The 18,052-nt window shown below is 41.1% G+C and carries 17 protein-coding genes, 1 riboswitch and 1 other annotated feature; of the genes, 8 read left to right on the top strand and 9 right to left on the bottom strand.

What is annotated here, in order from left to right; genetic code table 11:
• Window positions 1-89: 89 nt before the first annotated feature.
• Entirely contained in the window at window positions 90-578 is a 489-nt protein-coding gene (gene ytkD / locus ACE1TI_RS04520) for an RNA deprotection pyrophosphohydrolase (RefSeq protein WP_375006392.1), read from the top strand.
• Between the two features lie 36 nt (window positions 579-614).
• Here ytkD and ACE1TI_RS04515 read toward each other — a convergent pair whose 3' ends face one another.
• From ACE1TI_RS04515 to ACE1TI_RS04505, 3 genes are read right to left on the bottom strand one after another with little or no spacing between them, the layout of a single operon-like run.
• Window positions 615-1,424 (bottom strand): ABC transporter permease, encoded by an 810-nt coding sequence (locus ACE1TI_RS04515; RefSeq protein WP_375006391.1) that lies wholly within the window; start codon window positions 1,422-1,424, stop codon window positions 615-617.
• A complete protein-coding gene (locus ACE1TI_RS04510; RefSeq protein WP_375006390.1) occupies window positions 1,396-2,175 on the bottom strand; it encodes an ABC transporter ATP-binding protein in 780 nt (259 codons plus the stop codon). Before ACE1TI_RS04510 ends, ACE1TI_RS04515 begins: the two co-directional genes overlap by 29 nt.
• 15 nt (window positions 2,176-2,190) lie before the next feature.
• Window positions 2,191-3,192: an ABC transporter substrate-binding protein gene (locus tag ACE1TI_RS04505; protein WP_375006389.1), complete on the bottom strand. Its 1,002-nt coding sequence runs from the start codon at window positions 3,190-3,192 to the stop codon at window positions 2,191-2,193.
• 85 nt (window positions 3,193-3,277) lie between these two features.
• Between ACE1TI_RS04505 and ACE1TI_RS04500 the strand changes: the two genes are divergently transcribed.
• Complete coding sequence (locus tag ACE1TI_RS04500; RefSeq protein WP_375006388.1) at window positions 3,278-4,048, top strand: alpha/beta hydrolase family protein; 771 nt, start codon at window positions 3,278-3,280, stop codon at window positions 4,046-4,048.
• Window positions 4,049-4,226: 178 nt separating this feature from the next.
• Window positions 4,227-4,391, top strand: a complete 165-nt coding sequence (locus ACE1TI_RS04495) for a hypothetical protein (RefSeq protein ID WP_375006387.1) — start codon at window positions 4,227-4,229, stop codon at window positions 4,389-4,391.
• 38 nt (window positions 4,392-4,429) lie between these two features.
• On the opposite strand, the gene pckA is transcribed toward ACE1TI_RS04495, so the two are convergent.
• Window positions 4,430-6,034 carry a phosphoenolpyruvate carboxykinase (ATP) gene (gene pckA / locus ACE1TI_RS04490; RefSeq protein WP_375006386.1) on the bottom strand — a complete coding sequence of 535 codons (1,605 nt, stop codon included), beginning with the start codon at window positions 6,032-6,034 and terminating at the stop codon, window positions 4,430-4,432.
• A 210-nt stretch (window positions 6,035-6,244) separates the two neighbouring features.
• On the opposite strand from pckA, the gene ACE1TI_RS04485 reads away from it, so the two are divergent.
• Window positions 6,245-6,661: a thiol-disulfide oxidoreductase DCC family protein gene (locus ACE1TI_RS04485; RefSeq protein WP_375006385.1), complete on the top strand. Its 417-nt coding sequence runs from the start codon at window positions 6,245-6,247 to the stop codon at window positions 6,659-6,661.
• Between the two features lie 28 nt (window positions 6,662-6,689).
• A riboswitch (SAM riboswitch) is annotated at window positions 6,690-6,806 on the top strand.
• 147 nt (window positions 6,807-6,953) lie between these two features.
• Window positions 6,954-8,162 carry a methionine adenosyltransferase gene (gene metK, locus ACE1TI_RS04480; RefSeq protein ID WP_375006384.1) on the top strand — a complete coding sequence of 403 codons (1,209 nt, stop codon included), beginning with the start codon at window positions 6,954-6,956 and terminating at the stop codon, window positions 8,160-8,162.
• 298 nt (window positions 8,163-8,460) lie between these two features.
• Here metK and ACE1TI_RS04475 read toward each other — a convergent pair whose 3' ends face one another.
• Window positions 8,461-9,360 (bottom strand): helix-turn-helix domain-containing protein, encoded by a 900-nt coding sequence (locus ACE1TI_RS04475; RefSeq protein ID WP_375006383.1) that lies wholly within the window; start codon window positions 9,358-9,360, stop codon window positions 8,461-8,463.
• 660 nt (window positions 9,361-10,020) lie between these two features.
• A complete protein-coding gene (locus ACE1TI_RS04470) occupies window positions 10,021-10,554 on the bottom strand; it encodes a gamma carbonic anhydrase (RefSeq protein ID WP_375006382.1) in 534 nt (177 codons plus the stop codon).
• 135 nt (window positions 10,555-10,689) lie between these two features.
• Here ACE1TI_RS04470 and ACE1TI_RS04465 point away from each other — a divergent pair, with 135 nt between their 5' ends.
• Both ACE1TI_RS04465 and ACE1TI_RS04460 read left to right on the top strand, forming a co-directional pair.
• Entirely contained in the window at window positions 10,690-11,469 is a 780-nt protein-coding gene (locus ACE1TI_RS04465) for an alpha/beta hydrolase (protein ID WP_375006381.1), read from the top strand.
• A gap of 27 nt (window positions 11,470-11,496) precedes the next feature.
• Window positions 11,497-12,576: a tetraprenyl-beta-curcumene synthase family protein gene (locus ACE1TI_RS04460; protein WP_375006380.1), complete on the top strand. Its 1,080-nt coding sequence runs from the start codon at window positions 11,497-11,499 to the stop codon at window positions 12,574-12,576.
• Window positions 12,577-12,724: 148 nt separating this feature from the next.
• On the opposite strand, the gene ACE1TI_RS04455 is transcribed toward ACE1TI_RS04460, so the two are convergent.
• The 3 genes from ACE1TI_RS04455 to mnmL form a co-directional block, all read right to left on the bottom strand.
• Entirely contained in the window at window positions 12,725-13,282 is a 558-nt protein-coding gene (locus ACE1TI_RS04455) for a beta-class carbonic anhydrase (RefSeq protein ID WP_375006379.1), read from the bottom strand.
• 132 nt (window positions 13,283-13,414) lie between these two features.
• Entirely contained in the window at window positions 13,415-13,987 is a 573-nt protein-coding gene (gene mnmM / locus ACE1TI_RS04450; protein WP_375006378.1) for a tRNA 5-(aminomethyl)-2-thiouridylate-methyltransferase MnmM, read from the bottom strand.
• Window positions 13,984-14,955, bottom strand: coding sequence for a tRNA modification radical SAM protein MnmL/YtqA (gene mnmL, locus ACE1TI_RS04445; RefSeq protein WP_375006377.1), 972 nt, complete (start codon window positions 14,953-14,955; stop codon window positions 13,984-13,986). The genes mnmM and mnmL overlap by 4 nt, the downstream gene beginning before the upstream one ends.
• A gap of 230 nt (window positions 14,956-15,185) precedes the next feature.
• Window positions 15,186-15,420: a binding site (T-box leader), on the top strand.
• Window positions 15,421-15,579: 159 nt separating this feature from the next.
• Here mnmL and leuS point away from each other — a divergent pair.
• The gene (gene leuS, locus ACE1TI_RS04440; RefSeq protein ID WP_375006376.1) at window positions 15,580-17,997 is read left to right on the top strand and encodes a leucine--tRNA ligase; all 2,418 of its coding nucleotides are present in this window, start codon (window positions 15,580-15,582) and stop codon (window positions 17,995-17,997) included.
• The last annotated feature ends 55 nt before the right edge of the window (window positions 17,998-18,052 follow it).

The following is an 18,052-nucleotide window of genomic DNA, read 5'->3' as shown; positions in this document are numbered from 1 at the left end:
TTTAAGTGAGGAATAACGTGTAATAAGGGAACAAACAATACAGAAGCAAACGACAAGGTTACACTATGTAAAAAACGAGGACGATTAGAATGAAGAAGATTACCTTTCTCGACTATTATCAAAATAAAGTTCACCTTGCTTTTGAAAATGTTCCTTTTTCCAACAATCCTGGTCATGTTTGGGTAGTCTGCCGATACAAAGGACAATGGCTCTTAACCCATCACCCCCGCAGAGGTCTGGAATTTCCAGGAGGGAAAGTAGAACCTGGTGAATCGGCAGAAGATGCAGCTATACGAGAAGTATGGGAAGAAACAGGAGGAAAAGTAGGGTACATCGTTCAACTTGGCCAATACAAGGTTTACGGTAAAGCAGAAACGGTAGTAAAAAATATTTATTATGCTGATATAAAGGAAATGGAACCAAAAGATGACTATATGGAAACAAAAGGGCCCGTATTAATACAAACACTCCCTCATAATATAAAATATAACAACTCGTACAGCTTTATTATGAAAGATGAAGTGCTGCCGCATACTCTCTCCTATTTAGAAAAAAAAGATATCACAAAAAAAGCTTAAACCCTCGTTTAGTAACGAGGGTTTAATTAGGGTATGCTAACTTTTACTAACTCGTTTTATAAGAATTTTTTCTAAAGATTCAATGGCTTTATACATAACGGCAGCTAATATAGCTATTACGATTAAGCTCATCATCACTTGCTGGAATTGAAAAACTTGAAATCCGTAAATAATGAGATAACCCAGCCCCTGTTTAGCGATGAGAAATTCGCCTACAATAACTCCCACCCAGGCAAGCCCTACATTAACTTTTAACGTTGATATAATTGTTGGAAAACAAGCAGGTAAAACAGCATAATGAAAGAGTTGTTTTTTGTTTGCCCCAAAGGTAAGCAGCACCTTTTTATAATTTTCATCAACCTGAAGAAATGCATTGTATACAACTAAAGTAGTGATAACGATAGAAAGCAGAACTCCCATTGCGATAATAGAAGTCATGCCGGGGCCAAAAGCAACGATAATAATAGGTCCGAGCGCTACTTTAGGCATGGAATTTAGTACGACTAGATAGGGATCTAAAACTTTTGACAAAAAAGGCGACCACCAAAGAATACCTGCAATTAAAGTGCCGCCAGCAGTTCCTAATATAAAACCAATTATGGTCTCAGAAAGAGTGATAGAAGCGTGCGTTAGCAGTGTGCCATCAGCGATTTTAGCAGTCATTAAGTTCCAAACCTTAGAAGGCATACTGAAAATAAGCGGATCTAACCATTGCATTCTGCTGAAAATTTCCCAGCTTAAAAAGAATATTCCCAATAAAATGAACTGGCAGCTTATAACCCGGCGTTTATTTTTTCGTTTCGTTTGCAGGTAGCGGCTATGAAGTGTTTGTGTTTTGGTCTTCAACTGTCTCCAGCTCCTTCCATACTTTTTGGAAGAATGGATGAAAATTTGGATCGTTTCTAACTTCTAATGGCAGTTTTTCTTTAAACACCTCAGGCACGTCAAAAACACGATGGATGGTACCAGGCCGGCTGCTGAATAGAAAGATCCGATCCGACATCGCTATTGCTTCACTAAGGTCATGTGTAACGAGTATGGCTGTTTTTTTCTGCTGTTTTAGAGTGGAATAAACTAAGTCTTCCAATTTTAGCTTGGTTTGATAATCTAATGCGGAAAAGGGTTCGTCTAGTAAGAGAAGAGAAGGTTTAGGAGCGAGCATTCTTACAAGTGCTGCACGCTGCCTCATGCCTCCAGAGAGTTCTGAAGGGAAAGCATCAGCTTTATCGGCAAGCCCTAATTCGCTTAAAAGATCCATGGCATCTTTTTTCGTTTTTTCATTGAATAAATTAGTAATAATCAATCCCAGCTCTATGTTTTTTTGGATAGTAAGCCACGGAAACAGATAATCTTCTTGAAGCATATATCCAGTCTCTTTTGTAGGGCCTGTAATTTCTTTATGGTTCATTAAAATTTTGCCGGATGTCGGTTTAAACAATCCGGCAATCATCGATAGTACTGTAGTTTTGCCGCAGCCGCTTGGTCCAATGAATGATACAAACTCACCGCCTGCTACGGTTAAATGAATAGATGATACAGCTTGAACGGCTTCGCTATCGGTTAAATACACTTTCTCAACGTCTTTTAAAGAAAGCATGTAAAACGCTCCTTCTTAGTCATTCATAACGTTTTCAGCCCATGTGTTATTAACAAACTCGTTGTATTCAGATCGTTCCGGCAGTTCGCCTGCTTCATCCATAATATCTTGAAGGTTATTCCATGCTTCTTCTGTTAGTACTGGTGTTGTAGCATAGGATTCTTGGTCGCGGTAACGCTTTGCTGCATCAGCAATAATTCCTTCTGGGGTGTCGTCAAAATAAGGTGTTATCGATTCAGCTATCTCCTCTGGAGTTGAGTTGTAGATCCATTGCTGTGCTTTGTGAATAGCACGAGTAAAGCGTTCGGCAGTGTCCTCATTTTCTTCTAAATAACTTTTCTTTGCCATAAACACAGTGTAAGGCACGGCACTGGATTCTTCTCCGAACGAAGCGACAATGTTTCCGAGCCCCTCTTGTTCAAATAAGGTAGCCTGTGGTTCAAATAACTGTACATATTCTCCAGTACCAGAAGCATACGCGTTGGCGATATTTGCAAAATCAATGTTTTGGATCAGGTCCAGGTCATTGTGCGGGTCAATACCATTCTTTTTTAATACGAATTCTCCTGTCATCTGAGGCATTCCGCCTTTACGCTGACCAAGAAATGTGCTTCCTTTTAAATCTTCCCAATCAAATTCCTCTGCTGTTTCTTCTCTAGCCATTAAAAAGGTTCCATCGCTTTGGGTGAGCATGGCAAAATTAATAATTGGCTCAGCCGGTTCTTGAGAATTCACATATATCGATGTCTCAGCCCCGACTAGTGCGACATCACTTCCGTCCGATAATAAGGAAGTCATGGTTTTGTCTCCGCCCCAAGTAGTGGTAAGATCTATGTTGAGATTTTCTTTTTCAAAATATCCTTCTTCTATGGCGACATATAACGGAGCGTAAAATATAGATCGTGTGACTTCAGCTAGACGAATCGTTTCTGTCGTTTCTTTTTGAAAACTACAAGCTGTTAATGTTCCTATAAACATAAAGAAGCACAATAGTGCAGTTAACATATTTTTAGTCATTATTCTTCTTCCTCCTATATACAGCGGCTGATTTTACATTTTATGAACAGGGCTGGTATCCCGTTCCTAGAAAAAGGAGAAAAAAATGATAGAAAAAAAGAAGCTAGGCAGCATCAATAATATCAACCTTTTTGAAGTGGCTTATAAAAGCGGAAAATATGCAGTCAAAGGCTGCTTAGGGGTTCCAAATGAAACTGGAACTCTTCCCGGAATTCTTTATCTCCGGGGTGGTTTGAAAAAGGTTGGAATGGTAAAAAAAGAGTGGGTTGCGGAATTAGCACACAATGGATATGTGGTGTTCGCTCCGTATTACCGAGGAAATGAAGGGGGAGAAGGGCAAGAAGACTTCTGCGGGTACGACCGCGAAGATGCAATGAACGGCTTTGACGTGCTTGCAGCGCTTGAGGAAACAAAAGGAAAGCCTCTTCACATTGTTGGTTTTTCACGTGGAGCCGTTATGGCTTTATTTACAGGTATGAAAAAAACAGCTTCTGCTATTGTCTGCTGGAGCGGAGTGAGCGATATGACTCTTACGTATAAAGAAAGATCTGACCTAAGAAAAATGTTAAGACGAGTAACAGGAGGAGATCCAATAACACGCCCCCTCGAATATGAATGGCGGACCCCTTTGAAACAAATAGGTGACCTAAAAGCACCTGTCTTCATTCTGCATGGAGAAAAAGACGAACACGTATCGGTGGAGCATGCGCATCGGCTTGAAGCTTATTTAAAAGCGGCCGGCCTCCCGGTGTTAAAGCAGGTGTACCCAAACATGCCCCATCATTTTCTTCCACCAGTCCGACAAAAAGCGATCTCTGAGATGATTAAATGGATGGATGGTAAGAATCACAGCTGAAAAAATCAAAATAGATCTAGAAAGTACTTGAGGGGTAGGCCTTTTACTTAGCTATATGTTTTCTTTCAGTATTTACGCCTCCTTGCCAGGCAATGGGCTTGAAACCCGAGACAGGAGAAAGAAAGGTGAACCGGTCATCAAAGAAGAGGTTTTGAAACCCAGTGCTGGAGTGTCAATGATGCAGTGTAACCAAGAAGGGGTATTGGCGTCCGGTATCGAAGTCACGTTGAGTACCGTTGCCAATTTTCTGATTAAGCGCAATCACACCGCCTGCAGAAAAGAGAAAAAACAAGCAAAACAGCCGGACGTAATTTCGTTTCACGACCGGCTTTTTACCATGTAAGGGCTTTTATGACAGCTGCTCCTTTTTAAAGCAGGTTATTATTCGGCGGTTTCTGGTGTCAGCACTCTGGGGCCTGCTTGTTTCACATGGTCTGGTACGTCTTTAAACTTTTGAAAATTCTTCTGGAATTTTGAGGCTAATTCTTTTGCTTTTTGCTGATATGCCTCTTTATCATTCCAAGTTTCCTGCGGCTGCAGGACTTCGTCTGGGACTCCAGGACAGTGTAGAGGAATATGAACACCAAATATTGGGTCTTCTGTCGTTTCTACCCCGTCTAATTCTCCAAGCAATGCCGCCTGAATCATTGCTCTAGTATAAGGAAGGTTCATTCGTTTACCGATCCCATAAGGACCCCCGGACCAGCCTGTGTTAACTAGAAAAACATTAACATCGTGCTGGAGGATTTTTTCTCCAAGCATTTCTGCATATCGGGACGCCTCAAGCGGAAGAAAAGGAGAACCAAAGCAAGTAGAAAAAGTAGCTTCAGGTTGAGTAATGCCGCGCTCTGTACCTGCAAGTTTACTTGTGTATCCGCTTAAGAAATGATACATGGCTTGTTCTTTTGTTAGCTTGCTTATAGGCGGAAGAACCCCGAACGCATCAGCTGTTAAAAAGATAATAGCTGATGGATGGCCGGCCATGCTTGGTTGTAGTGTATTTGGAATGTTTTCTATTGGGTAAGCCGCTCTCGTATTTTCTGTTAAATCTGTGTTGTCGTAATCGGGATCGCCCGTGTTTTCGTTTACATAAACATTTTCTAAAACAGAACCAAACCGAATCGCATTCCAAATTTGCGGTTCTTTTTTCTGAGACAGGTTAACACATTTTGCATAGCAGCCGCCTTCAATATTAAATACGCCATTATGGGACCATCCATGTTCGTCATCACCAATTAAGCTCCGGTTTGGATCCGCAGACAATGTCGTTTTCCCTGTGCCTGACAATCCGAAAAAGAGAGCCGTATCTCCTTCTGTTCCAACATTGGCAGAACAGTGCATCGGAAGGACTTCTTGTTCAGGCAGCAGAAAGTTCATCACCGAAAACACAGATTTTTTCATTTCTCCGGCATATTCTGTTCCGCCAATTAAAACGATTCGTTCCTCAAAAGATATGATGATAAAGGTTTCTGATTTTGTCCCATCTTCTTCAGGGTCCGCTTTAAAGTTAGGAGCTGCGATGATAGTAAAGTCAGCGTTATGCTTATTCAAGTCTTCCTGTTCAGGCCGGATAAATAATTGTCTTGCAAACACATTATGCCAGGCGTATTCATTAATAACTTGAATAGGCAGGCGGTAAGCTGGGTCTGCACCGGCATAACCACGAGTTACAAACAATTCTTCTTTCTCTTTAAGATGCTCAATGACTTTTTTATAAAGGGAGGAAAAAACCTCTTTGCTGATTGGCTGGTTTACAGGGCCCCAATCAATCTGATTGGTAACTGAAGATTCATCAACAATATATTTATCTTTTGGAGACCGTCCCGTATATTTTCCGGTTTCTACGCTTAAAGCGCCGTTAGACGTTAATACCCCCTCATTACGCTGCAGGGATTTTTCAATCAATCTAGATACTGGCAGATCTTGAAGCACATTTCCTCCATGAAGAAGCTCGGATAGCTCGTTTGAAAAATGAATCGTCGTCATGGCGGCAAAACCCTTTCTCTGATTAATAATGATCATTTAATTATGAATTAGTATAACACATTTATTTATTTAGTCTATACTAATTCGCAAATTTTGTTAAAAGATTTATACAAAAACGATAATTTTCATTTTACTGTTTTAAAAGCCAGTCGTTATTTTTGAGTGAGTTCACGTGTTAGAATGGGTTTAACCTATGAAGGAGATGGTACAGTGACAATTTCAAATAAGGTTTTTGTGGTTTTTTATGATGGAGCATGCACATTGTGCCAAAAAACAAAACAAGAGATAGAAAAGTGGGACAAACACCAGGTCTTAACATGGCGTTCGATTGAAGATCCTTCTATATTAGAAGAATACCCCTTTTTAAAAGAAGATAGAATTCAGCAGGAAATGCATCTTCTTGAAGAAGGTACCTATTTATATACAGGGTTTGCTGCTGTAAAAAGAATCCTTCAATTATTTCCAGCGGGAAAAATATTTACACCCCTTTTATATTTTCCCGGAGCAGATTGGGCTGGAGAGCAGGTTTATAAACAAATTGCAAAAAATCGTCATCTTTTACTAGGAGAGAAATGTCCTTCTGGAGCCTGCGAAATAAAAAGTGATTCATTTGACAGAAACAGTTAACTGCGTTATGATATTTCGCGAACGGATACTCTTATCCCGAGCTGGCGGAGGGACAGGCCCTGTGAAGCCCGGCAACCATCCCCGTACAAAAGGAGGGGCAAAGGTGCTAACCTGGAAAGACGGATATCGTCTTGGAAGATAAGAGGCGAAAAAGGTGAACGGCTACTATCCCTTTTCCTCGCCATGGAAAAGGGATTTTGTATTTTTTACAGAAATTTTTTCTCCTTCTCGTCTTAATATGTATCAGGGTATGAGTGCCGTAATACCAAACTTGGTAAAGGAGGCAGTACACGTGGCAACTGCAGGACGAAGATTATTTACTTCAGAATCGGTCACGGAAGGGCATCCTGATAAGATTTGTGACCAAATATCAGATGCAATTCTAGATGAAATTATTACAAAGGATCCTAATGCTCGTGTAGCGTGTGAAACAATAGTTAACACGGGATTAGTACTGGTAGCTGGTGAAATCACGACTTCTACTTATGTCGATATCCCAAAAATTGCCAGAGATACGTTAAAAAACATAGGTTATACACGCGCAAAATACGGATTTGATTATGAAACCTGCGCGGTATTAACTTCTATTGATGAACAATCTTCTGACATTGCTCAAGGTGTGGACAAGGCATTAGAAGCAAGAGAAGGTCAGATGACAGATGAAGAGATTGAAGCTATCGGTGCAGGAGACCAAGGTTTAATGTTTGGTTATGCCGATAATGAAACAGAAGAGCTCATGCCTCTTCCTATTTCACTGTCTCATAAATTGGCCAGAAGACTTACAGAAGTACGAAAAAATGAAATCATTCCTTATTTACGCCCGGACGGGAAAACGCAGGTGACTGTGGAGTATGGGGAAAACGGTGCTCCTTTGCGTGTCGAGACCATTGTTATCTCTACGCAGCATCATGCGGATGTGACATTAGAACAAATTGACCGGGATTTAAAAGAACATGTTATTGAACCGGTAGTGCCGTCTCACTTACTAGACGAAGAAACAAAGTATTTCATCAATCCAACCGGTCGCTTTGTGATTGGCGGTCCTCAAGGAGATGCTGGATTGACAGGAAGAAAAATCATCGTTGATACGTATGGCGGGTATTCAAGGCATGGCGGCGGTGCTTTTTCCGGCAAAGATCCTACTAAAGTGGACCGTTCTGCATCTTATGCTGCTCGTTATGTTGCCAAGAACATTGTGGCGGCAGGACTGGCGGAAAAGTGCGAAGTCCAGCTTGCGTATGCTATTGGGGTAGCTGAGCCTGTTTCCATTTCCATTGAAACGTTCGGAACAGGAATAGTTTCTGAAGACCTGCTCGTTAAGCTAGTACGTGAAAACTTTGATCTGCGTCCGGCGGGCATTATTAAAATGCTGAATCTGCGCCGGCCGATTTACCGGCAGACTGCTGCTTATGGACATTTTGGCCGCACGGACATCGACCTTCCTTGGGAGACAACCGATAAAGCCGATGTATTGAAACAAATGGCAGCAGAAGTAAAATAATAAAAAGAGAGAGCCTGACATCGCTTTTCAGCGGGTGCAGGCTCTTTTCTTGCACTGTATAAAAGTATAAGAGATTTTATTTCTAAACAGTATAAGTTAAAACTACGGCATTCAACGTACAGGACGTACTAATGCGGCCGTTGTCACAGGGCGTGGTGTTTTTAATACTATCAAATGGACAATATAATCGGAAGATAGTATAAGTGCAACTAACGCCACTGCCATCCCCTTCCAGGCGTGTCAATCTGCAATTTTTCTTTAGCCGGTTACCTTTTAAATGACAAGCAGAGTTTTCTAATTATTCGTAAATTAAATCTTCGAATGTTCCTTCGGCATTGATTTGCTGTAATTCTTTTCTGACAATCTCAGCCAGATGCTTTTGGGATGTGACCTCAAAGACAGCGAGCGCTTTGCTCCAGCTTTTAGCACCTTCTTCTTTTTTATCAAGAAATATTAAGTTTCTTCCTTTTTGATAAAGCAATTCGCCGAAAACATACATGTTGTTGGAATCAATGCAGCGTTTAATGCCTTTTTCACACCAAAATACTGAGCTCTCGTACTGCTTTTGATTAGTTAACGATTTCGTAAGTGTATAAATTAAGCGGAGTTCTATAGAGACATTTTTAATTCGTTTTAGCTGGTGAAGGTTATAGAGAGCTTCTTTACATATTTTTGAAGCCTTTTTATAATCTTTTTCCAGGTCATAAAAGATAGCCAGCGTGTTCATCATTTCCCCTTTACGTTCAGTAAATGTAGGATTGTCATCCACACTGAATGCCTCGTTTATTAATTGGACAGCTTCCTCTGTTTTTCGATCCAGGTGGTAAAGACAGATGCTCTCATGCCACATCATATATTGCTTATAGTAGCCTTGCTGGAAAAGGGGATTGGCTTTTTCATACTGAAGAATAGAACGAATTTCTTTGTATTCCTGGTTAAACCGAAATTCTTTCAGCTGCTCGAACACTTCTTCTACATAATCAGGCCTGTCCGATCTAGCTTCTTCAAAAAAGTAATACATGTCGGCTCCAAGACGCTCGGAAATCTGAAAAAGGGTGTTGGAGTAAGGTATGATAGTGCCGTTTTCAATTTTGCTCACTTGAGCTTGCGTGCAGATTCCATTAGCAAGGTCAGCTTGTGTCAAACTATGATACCTTCTTAACTCTTGAATTTTTTTTCCCACTCTGGAAAAATCCATTTTTTCGTCCCCTCCCCGTATATGCCTATAATTATCATAATCGAAGAGAATGGAAGAAGGAAGTAGAAAATTTCGGAAAAATGAAATAAGAAACGTCGTTAGCCAAAATTCACGTTTTTTCAACATATTTTATACTCAAATAGAACCACGACATAGTTAGAAGTTAGGGGAGGTGACAAGTAGTATGAAAACAATAATTTCTGCTTTATTCTTAACCTTGGCTATTATATTTAGCACTACTGGCGGCACTTTTGATATTTCTTATGATGCGTTTCTCGTTTTTGATCTTCCACATAAACATTAAGGACAAGCTTTCCTTTCAACTCGCCAATGGCGGGTTTTATTTTTACCCAACGAGGAAAACAACAGTTTCATGTGCCGCCTGCAATATATGTAACTGAAAGAAAAGCTAAGCCTCTTTTAAACGATTTGGCTTTGCCTCTATTTAAAACATAGTATAGGCTGCTGCGCCTCTGTCATCGCCTTTGAGGCTCGCCAATCGGCGAGTTTTCTTTATACTATCTTGGATGAATAAAAGGAAGATAGTATAAGTGCAACTACATCTCTGCCGGCGCCTTACGGCTTGGCACTCGATGAGTTTTCTTTATACTATCTTAAAAGAATGATTAGAAAGATAGTATAAGTGCAACTACGCCTCTGTCATCGCCTTTCAGGCTCGTCAATCGTCGAGTTTTCTTTATAGTATTTTCCCTTTTCTATATACGAGTTTCGGACTCTTTGCATTTCCTGGAAGTCTTCTTCGTTAAGGTCGCGAACGACTTTTGCAGGGCGTCCGAGGGCTAGTGTTCTTGGCGGGATCGTTTTTCCAGGTGGGACGAGGCTGCCGGCTCCTATGAAAGCTTCTTCGCCTATTTCAGCACCGTCAAGTATTTGTGCTCCCATACCGATCAGAGCGTTTTTTCGAATAATGGCGCTGTGTAAAAGGACCATGTGGCCGACAGTAACATCGTCTTCGAGAATGAGCGGGTTTTTTGGACTTTGATGCAGGACGGAATTGTCTTGTATATTGACTCGGTTGCCTATTACCGTAGGGGCTACATCTCCTCGAATGACTGAATTAAACCATACACTTGAATCCTCTCCAATAGACACATCGCCGGTAATTGTAACATAATCCGCAATGTATGCGGACTTAGCTATATTTGGGGATGTTCCTTTATATGAATAGATCATCACATGTCCTCCCAACTTTTTAGTAAATTCCTATTATCTAATGTAAGTTTAGCAAAAAAAGTAGTAAAATGAATAGAGCAATCTCTATGATAAGAAGGGTAATGGATGGTTGTTGGGAAAGGCAGGTTTTAGAAAATGATGAAAAACTGGATGTGTGATCGTGCTCGAGGAACTGTCTTGATTGTTCATGGAGCAGGAGAACATCACGGCCGTTATAGCTGGGTCATTCAATACCTGAATAAGCAAAGATTTCATGTCGTCAGCGGTGACTTGCCAGGACATGGCAGGACAAGAGGAAAAAGGGGGCATATCGACCACTTTGACCAATACATAGATGCTCTATACGCCTGGTATAAAGAAGCGGCGTCTTATGAACTCCCTGTTTTTATTTTCGGGCACAGTGTGGGGGGACTTATCGTTATACGTGCTTTAATGGAAAAATATATGCCGGTAAAAGGGGTTATACTATCTTCTCCTTGTCTAGGCTTATATGAATACCCGAATAGATTGGCAGATGTCGCCACGAGAATGTTTCATAGAATCACCCCAACTTTAACAGCTAAATCGGGACTGCAAGCAGAACGTATAACACGTGACCCTGAAGCGCGTGCTGCCTATGAGAAAGACGAATTTAATACTTCCGTTGTTACAGCCAGATGGTATCAAGAAACATTAAAAGCAATGAAACGAAGCTTGCTTGAAGCAGAAAGGTTTCCGAACATACCACTTTTGGTCATGCAGGCTGGAGAAGATTATATTGTGGATAAGCATGCATCCCACCGCTGGTTTAATAGGCTGGAAATTGCCGACCGTTCTATGAAAGAATGGAAAAGTCTTTATCATGAACTGCTGAACGAACCGGAACGCGAAGAAGTCTTTCGCTTTATGATGAATTTCATTCACCAACGACTATAGCATGTGAAATAATAAAGGAGGATCCTTGTGAAGGTACCAACGAAAACATGGACACTTATGTATCGTATTTTTAAGGAAGTTATCCCAGAAGTACATCAAATTCTAGGAGAGTGGAAAAAAAGGGCAGAGAAGATACCAGATGATGAACTGCGCCAGCATGCTCTTGGGAGTATTGAAAAAAAAGCTTTCCATTGTGAAGGTGCGGGTGTTTATGCGCTACTAACAAGAGAAGAAAAGCGCACGGACCTGCTTCAATTTATTATTGCTTACCAAACAATTAGTGATTATCTAGACAGCTTGTGCGATTGGAGCAAATCACAGGATCCAGAAGATTTCCGAATGCTTCATTCAGCGATGAAGCATGCTCTTGATCCATCCGCAGATAAAGACGATTATTATAAATTCCACCAGGCAAAAGAAGACGGAGGATATTTGAAGTCATTAGTGGAGACATGCCAGCAGACGTTAAATACTTTTCCAGGCTTTGAAAACTCTCAAGGTGAAATGGAAGAGCTGTCAGCATATTACCGGGACCTTCAAGTATATAAACATGTAGTCAAAGCAGATAGAGAGCCGCTGCTGAAAGATTGGTTTGAGAAACATAATAATAACCTGCCTGACATGACGTGGTATGAGTTTAGTGCCTGCGCAGGATCTACATTAGGGATATTTTCACTTGCTGCATATGCTTCGAGAAGTCATTTAGCAAAGGTGCAGGCTCAATCTATTAAAGCAGCCTATTTTCCTTATGTACAAGGTCTTCATATTTTAATGGATTACTTTATTGATCAAGAAGAAGATCTTAGAGATGATGAGCTGAATTTCTGTGCTTATTATCCAGATGAAGAAAAACTGGTTGAAAGGGTTCGGCATTTTAAACAGCAAGCTGTCAAAAGTGTGTCCATTCTCCCTGACGCTAAATTTCATTATATGATTAGCAAAGGGATAGTTGCTATATATTTAGCTGATGATAAAGTGCAGACTAATCCTGATTTGAAATCTACTGCTAATCGATTCATCCGCTTCAGCGGACTTCCAACTGCATTCTTTTATTTTAACTCCTGGATTTACAGGCGGAAAACTCAAGCACTCCACGGCGAGACGTAATGAAAAAGACATGCGCTGGCGCGGGGCTCTTGTGACGCTTATTATGCTCCTGACTTATTAAATGTAAAAAGCAGCCGGTTCCAATAATTCTGGAACCGGCCTATTTGATTCGTTTGCTTTTTTCTATCTGTGTGTATTGAAAATTTATTTATTCACCTTTTTCTACGACAGTGAGCTTTCCGGTGTCCGGTGAAATTACAAGACCGTGAATGGGTGTGTTTTCTGGTAATAAAGGGTGGCGTCTAATAATATCCACACTTTGTTTCACACTGTCTTCTACATCGTCAAACCCATGAAGCCATTTATCTACATCCACCCCTGCATAGGAGGCTGCTTCAATTTTTGTAAGGTCGATTCCTTTATCTTCTGCTTTATTTAAAATAGATTTGGATTCGAGCCCGGTCATCCCGCACCCATAGTGCCCTATGACAGCTACTTCTTCTGCTTGTAGCTCATATAAAGCGACAATAATGCTCCGCATAATACTTCCAAAGGGATGGGAGATCATAGCTCCTGCGTTTTTAATAATTTTAGCGTCCCCATTGGAAAGATTTAATGCGCGTGGAAGCATCTCCAAAAGCCGGGTATCCATGCATGTGAGAATGACAATTTTTTTGTCGGGGAATTTGCTCGTCTGGTATTTTTCATAATCTTTTTTCTCTACAAATTTTTCATTAAATTCAAGAATAGAATCCAGCACTGACATTCTGCTCACACTCCTTTTTCTTTACATGGTTAGTTTCTGAAAAATTTGTATAAAAGTCAAGAAATAAGATAAATGCAGATAACATGTAACTAGCTTAAAAAAGGCTGAGGGTGCGCGCCCCGGCCACCAAGATTATTTTTTCTCTAATGCTATAATAAACGGTGGATTGTTCACCTGATTCATAAATTCATAGCGAAGAACCTGAACTTCTCTTTGGTCAAGCTGTGCAGAAAATGTCTCTACTTTTTGTTTTTCCTTCTTACCCTCTTCATGCCCGTGATATATAACGAGAATGATAAGGGCTCCAGACTGCATGATTTCAAGTAATTGCGAAACAGCTTGAATAGTTGTTTCACCTTTAGTGGTAATTGATTTGTCACCGCTAGGAAGGTAACCAAGATTAAAAACTGCTGCTTTCAGTAAGGTAAGCTCCTCTTTGGGAATGCATGTGACTGCTTGTTCATGCCCGTTTTGTATTAAGGATACCCGGTGTGCAAGATGATGTTCTTTGAGCCGGGCCTTGGTTTTTTCAATGGCTGCAAGTTGAATGTCAAAGCTGTAGACTTTACCACTATCTCCTACTTTTTTGGCAAGATAGAGAGTATCTAAGCCATTTCCAGCGGTAGCGTCCACCGCAATATCTCCCTCTGTTAAACAGCGGTCGATCAGCTCACGAACAAATGGAAGAATGCCGGGCAGGATCATTTTACAGCTGCTGGCTCTGGTTCGTAGTATTTGCCCTGCCAGCTGTTTCTATTTTTTAACTCGTTATCAATCGCATTAAGAACTTCCCATTTGTTTAAACTCCACATCGGGCCGATCATTAAATCAGAAGGGCCGTCCCCAGTTAATCGGTGGACAATCATTTCAGGCGGAAACATTTCAAGCTGGTCAACAACCAGTTTCACATAATCTTCTTTGTTCATGAGATCAACCATGCCTTTTTCATATTGTTTTACCATAGGGGTCCGCTTCAGTAAGTGCAGAAGATGAATTTTAATTCCTTGGACGTCCAGCTTGGCAACTTCCTTTGCTGTTTCTTTCATCATTTCGTTTGATTCAAGCGGAAGACCATTAATAATGTGTGAGCAAACACGTATACCATGTTTTCGGAGCTTGTTTACTCCATCTTTATAGCACTGGTAATCGTGAGCACGGTTGATGATCATAGCGGTTCTTTCATGAACGGTTTGCAGTCCCAGCTCCACCCATAAATATGTTCGTTCATTTAACTCTGCAAGGTATTCCACCACATCATCAGGAAGGCAGTCTGGTCTCGTTGCAATTGCCAGCCCTACAACATCTTCTTGTTCGAGGATGACTTCGAAAAGTTCCCTAAGTTCTTCTACAGGTGCATAAGTGTTGCTGAAAGCCTGAAAATAGCCGATATATTTTCCTTGCTTCCATTTTTTATGCATTCTATTTTTTATTGTGTGAAATTGAGTAACAAGGTCGTCTTTCCTGTCACCTGCAAAATCACCGGATCCACGCTCTGAACAAAACGTACATCCGCCAGAGGCTACTTTTCCATCGCGGTTAGGACAGTTAAATCCGGCATCTAGTGGTATCTTAAATATTTTTTCTCCGAAATGTTCCCGAAGATGATAATTCCATGTATGGTACCGTTTCTCTCCCCACGAGAGAGGCACGGGTTCTTGATTTGGCTGAAACATTATCTATCTCTCCTTAAAACTAGGCCTTTGCATTTCTTCCCTTGTATTTTAGCATGTTATAATAATAAAGCCCAAATTGTGAATGATAGTTTTTTTTAATAGGACAGGAGCGTTTAGTTTTTAATAATTTGGATTACACTGTTTTTATTAATGAAAGTCTTGACAGAAAAATAGGAAATTCATAAAATATCAAGTATTGACAGACGACCGCGAATTGTAAAATGAATAAAAGAAAAACATGGAGAAGGATCAGTAATGGTCATGCCGGGTATCAGAGAGCTAGCGGTTGGTGGAAGCTAGACGAAAGCTGCCATGAACTCCCCTTTTAGTTGCAAAGGAGAAGGAAAAGTAACCTTTGACGTATCATCCGCGTTACGGATATTAAGAGCGGGTATGCTTGTTTTAAAAGCATGCCAACCAGGGTGGTACCGCGGGAACTACAACTAATAACCTCTCGTCCCTAAAGTAAGCATGCTAGGGATGGGAGGTTTTTCTGCATTGTTGGAGAAAGCAGCCAGTTTTATCGATAAACAGTATAAGGCGGCCTATAACTCTCAGGCTCGTTCTAATCACGAATGAATGTACTCATGATTGTATTAAAAAGATGAAGGAGGTTGACGTACAATGGCGTTTTCGCATAAAGACATAGAAAAAAAGTGGCAGCAATATTGGGAAGAAAATAAAACATTTAAAACGTCTGATAAACCGGGAGAAGGACCAGATTTTTACGCTCTCGATATGTTTCCGTATCCCTCAGGAGCAGGGCTTCACGTAGGTCATCCAGAAGGTTATACGGCAACGGATATACTATCACGTATGAAGCGCATGCAGGGTTATAATGTGCTCCATCCAATGGGATGGGATGCTTTTGGTTTACCTGCAGAACAGTTTGCGCTTGATACAGGAAAACACCCTCGGGAATTCACCCAGGCAAATATTGAAACATTTAAAAGACAAATCAAGTCGCTCGGATTCTCTTATGATTGGGACCGTGAGATTAATACAACTGATCCCAAATACTATAAATGGACTCAGTGGATCTTTCTGCAGCTCTACAAAAAAGGTCTGGCTTATATGGATGAAGTAGCCGTAAACTGGTGTCCAGCCCTTGGCACAGTACTCGCCAATGAAGAAGTGATTGACGGAGTAAGTGAGCGGGGGGGACATCCTGTAGAACGCCGTCCGATGAAACAATGGATGCTGAAAATTACCGAGTATGCAGATCGTTTGCTCGAAGACCTGGAAGAGTTGGACTGGCCTGAAAGTGTAAAGGATATGCAGCGGAATTGGATCGGTCGTTCAGAAGGCGCGGAGGTACACTTTGGAATTGAAGGTACAGACGAAACTTTTACGGTATTTACAACGCGTCCGGATACATTATTTGGTGCTACGTACTGCGTTTTTGCTCCGGAGCATGAATTGGTTGATAAAATCACTACTTCTGAACAAAAAAATGAGGTGGAAGCATACAAAAAAGAAGTTGGTACAAAGAGTGATCTGGAGCGGACGGAGCTTCAAAAAGAAAAGACAGGTGTTTTCACTGGTGCTTATGCTGTAAATCCGGTAAACGGTGAAAAACTTCCAATCTGGATTGCAGACTATGTATTAGTAAGTTACGGCAGCGGCGCAATTATGGCGGTACCAGGTCATGATGAACGTGACTACGAATTTGCGAAACAATTTGAGCTTCCAATTGTGGAAGTAGTAGAAGGCGGAAATCTGGAGGAAGAAGCATACACAGAGGATGGGCCGCATGTAAACTCAGAATTTTTAAATGGCCTTTACACAGAGGAAGCTATTAGCAAAATGATTGAAAGGTTAGAAAAAGAGGGGAAAGGTAAAAAGCAGATTACCTACCGCCTCCGCGATTGGCTCTTTAGCCGTCAGCGTTATTGGGGAGAGCCTATTCCTGTTATTCATTGGGAGGATGGCACGATGAGCGCTGTTCCTGAAAACGAACTGCCATTAGAGCTTCCGGAAATGGATGAATTCAAACCATCTGGTACAGGAGAATCTCCGCTTGCCAATGCAAAAGAATGGCTTGAAGTCACCGATCCAGAAACAGGTATGAAAGGGCGCCGTGAAACAAATACCATGCCGCAATGGGCGGGAAGCTGCTGGTATTACCTGCGTTTTATCGATTCTGACAATGAGGAAGCATTAGCAGATGAAGAAAAACTTAAACGCTGGCTTCCGGTAGATATTTATATTGGAGGAGCGGAGCATGCTGTACTGCATTTATTGTATGCTCGTTTCTGGCATAAAGTATTGTATGACATCGGTGTTGTTCCGACAAAAGAGCCATTTCAGCGTTTATATAATCAAGGAATGATCCTTGGTGAGAACAATGAGAAAATGAGCAAATCCAAAGGGAATGTAGTAAATCCTGATGATATTTTGGAATCTCATGGAGCGGATACACTGCGTCTCTATGAAATGTTCATGGGACCTCTTGATGCATCGGTCGCATGGTCAGAAAACGGTTTGGACGGTGCTCGCCGATTCTTAGACAGAGTATGGCGTTTATTTACAGAAGGTGATCAGCTGACAGCATCGATTACCGACACAGATGGAAACAAAGATTTTGCCCGCACTTACCACCAAACCGTACAACGTGTAACGGATGACTTTACAAATCTTCGTTTTAATACAGGGATCAGCCAGTTGATGGTTTTTGTAAATGAAGCGTACAAGCAGGATAATCTTCCTCGCGAATATATGGAAGGCTTCGTGAAATTGCTGTCTCCTGTGGCTCCTCATTTAGCAGAAGAAATCTGGGAGCTGCTTGGCCACAAGGAGACTATTGTATATGAAGCTTGGCCTCTTTACGATGAAAACATGCTGGTAGAAGATGAAGTAGAAATTGTGCTTCAAGTGAACGGGAAAGTTCGCGCCAAAGCAGTCATTCCTAAAGACGCCGATAAAGAGCAGATGGAGGCTGTTGCTAAGGAAAACTCTAAAGTTCAAGAAGAAATAGAAGGAAAAACCATTCGAAAAGTAATAGCTGTACCTGGAAAACTTGTTAATATAGTGGCGAATTAAAGCAAATGGGGCTGTCTCAAGTCGGTAAAAATGGACTTATGAGACAGCCCTTTTG

The sequence above is a fragment of the Alteribacillus sp. JSM 102045 genome (assembly GCF_041949975.1).
Taxonomy (GTDB): Bacteria; Bacillota; Bacilli; order Bacillales; family Marinococcaceae; genus Alteribacillus.
The sequence above is the reverse complement of the archived record's forward strand: the minus strand, read 5'-3'. Positions and strand labels throughout refer to the sequence as shown.

Bases quoted from the DNA above. Each gene is read 5' to 3' on its own strand.
- ACE1TI_RS04500 (WP_375006388.1), top strand. From the start codon at position 3,278: ATGATAGAAAAAAAGAAGCTAGGCAGCATCAATAATATCAACCTTTTT.
- ACE1TI_RS04505 (WP_375006389.1), bottom strand. From the start codon at position 3,192: ATGACTAAAAATATGTTAACTGCACTATTGTGCTTCTTTATGTTTATA.
- leuS (WP_375006376.1), top strand. From the start codon at position 15,580: ATGGCGTTTTCGCATAAAGACATAGAAAAAAAGTGGCAGCAATATTGG.
- ACE1TI_RS04495 (WP_375006387.1), top strand. From the start codon at position 4,227: ATGCAGTGTAACCAAGAAGGGGTATTGGCGTCCGGTATCGAAGTCACG.
- ACE1TI_RS04455 (WP_375006379.1), bottom strand. From the start codon at position 13,282: ATGTCAGTGCTGGATTCTATTCTTGAATTTAATGAAAAATTTGTAGAG.
- mnmL (WP_375006377.1), bottom strand. From the start codon at position 14,955: ATGTTTCAGCCAAATCAAGAACCCGTGCCTCTCTCGTGGGGAGAGAAA.
- pckA (WP_375006386.1), bottom strand. From the start codon at position 6,034: ATGACGACGATTCATTTTTCAAACGAGCTATCCGAGCTTCTTCATGGA.
- ACE1TI_RS04510 (WP_375006390.1), bottom strand. From the start codon at position 2,175: ATGCTTTCTTTAAAAGACGTTGAGAAAGTGTATTTAACCGATAGCGAA.
- ACE1TI_RS04475 (WP_375006383.1), bottom strand. From the start codon at position 9,360: ATGGATTTTTCCAGAGTGGGAAAAAAAATTCAAGAGTTAAGAAGGTAT.
- ACE1TI_RS04470 (WP_375006382.1), bottom strand. From the start codon at position 10,554: ATGATCTATTCATATAAAGGAACATCCCCAAATATAGCTAAGTCCGCA.
- ytkD (WP_375006392.1), top strand. From the start codon at position 90: ATGAAGAAGATTACCTTTCTCGACTATTATCAAAATAAAGTTCACCTT.
- mnmM (WP_375006378.1), bottom strand. From the start codon at position 13,987: ATGATCCTGCCCGGCATTCTTCCATTTGTTCGTGAGCTGATCGACCGC.
- ACE1TI_RS04465 (WP_375006381.1), top strand. From the start codon at position 10,690: ATGATGAAAAACTGGATGTGTGATCGTGCTCGAGGAACTGTCTTGATT.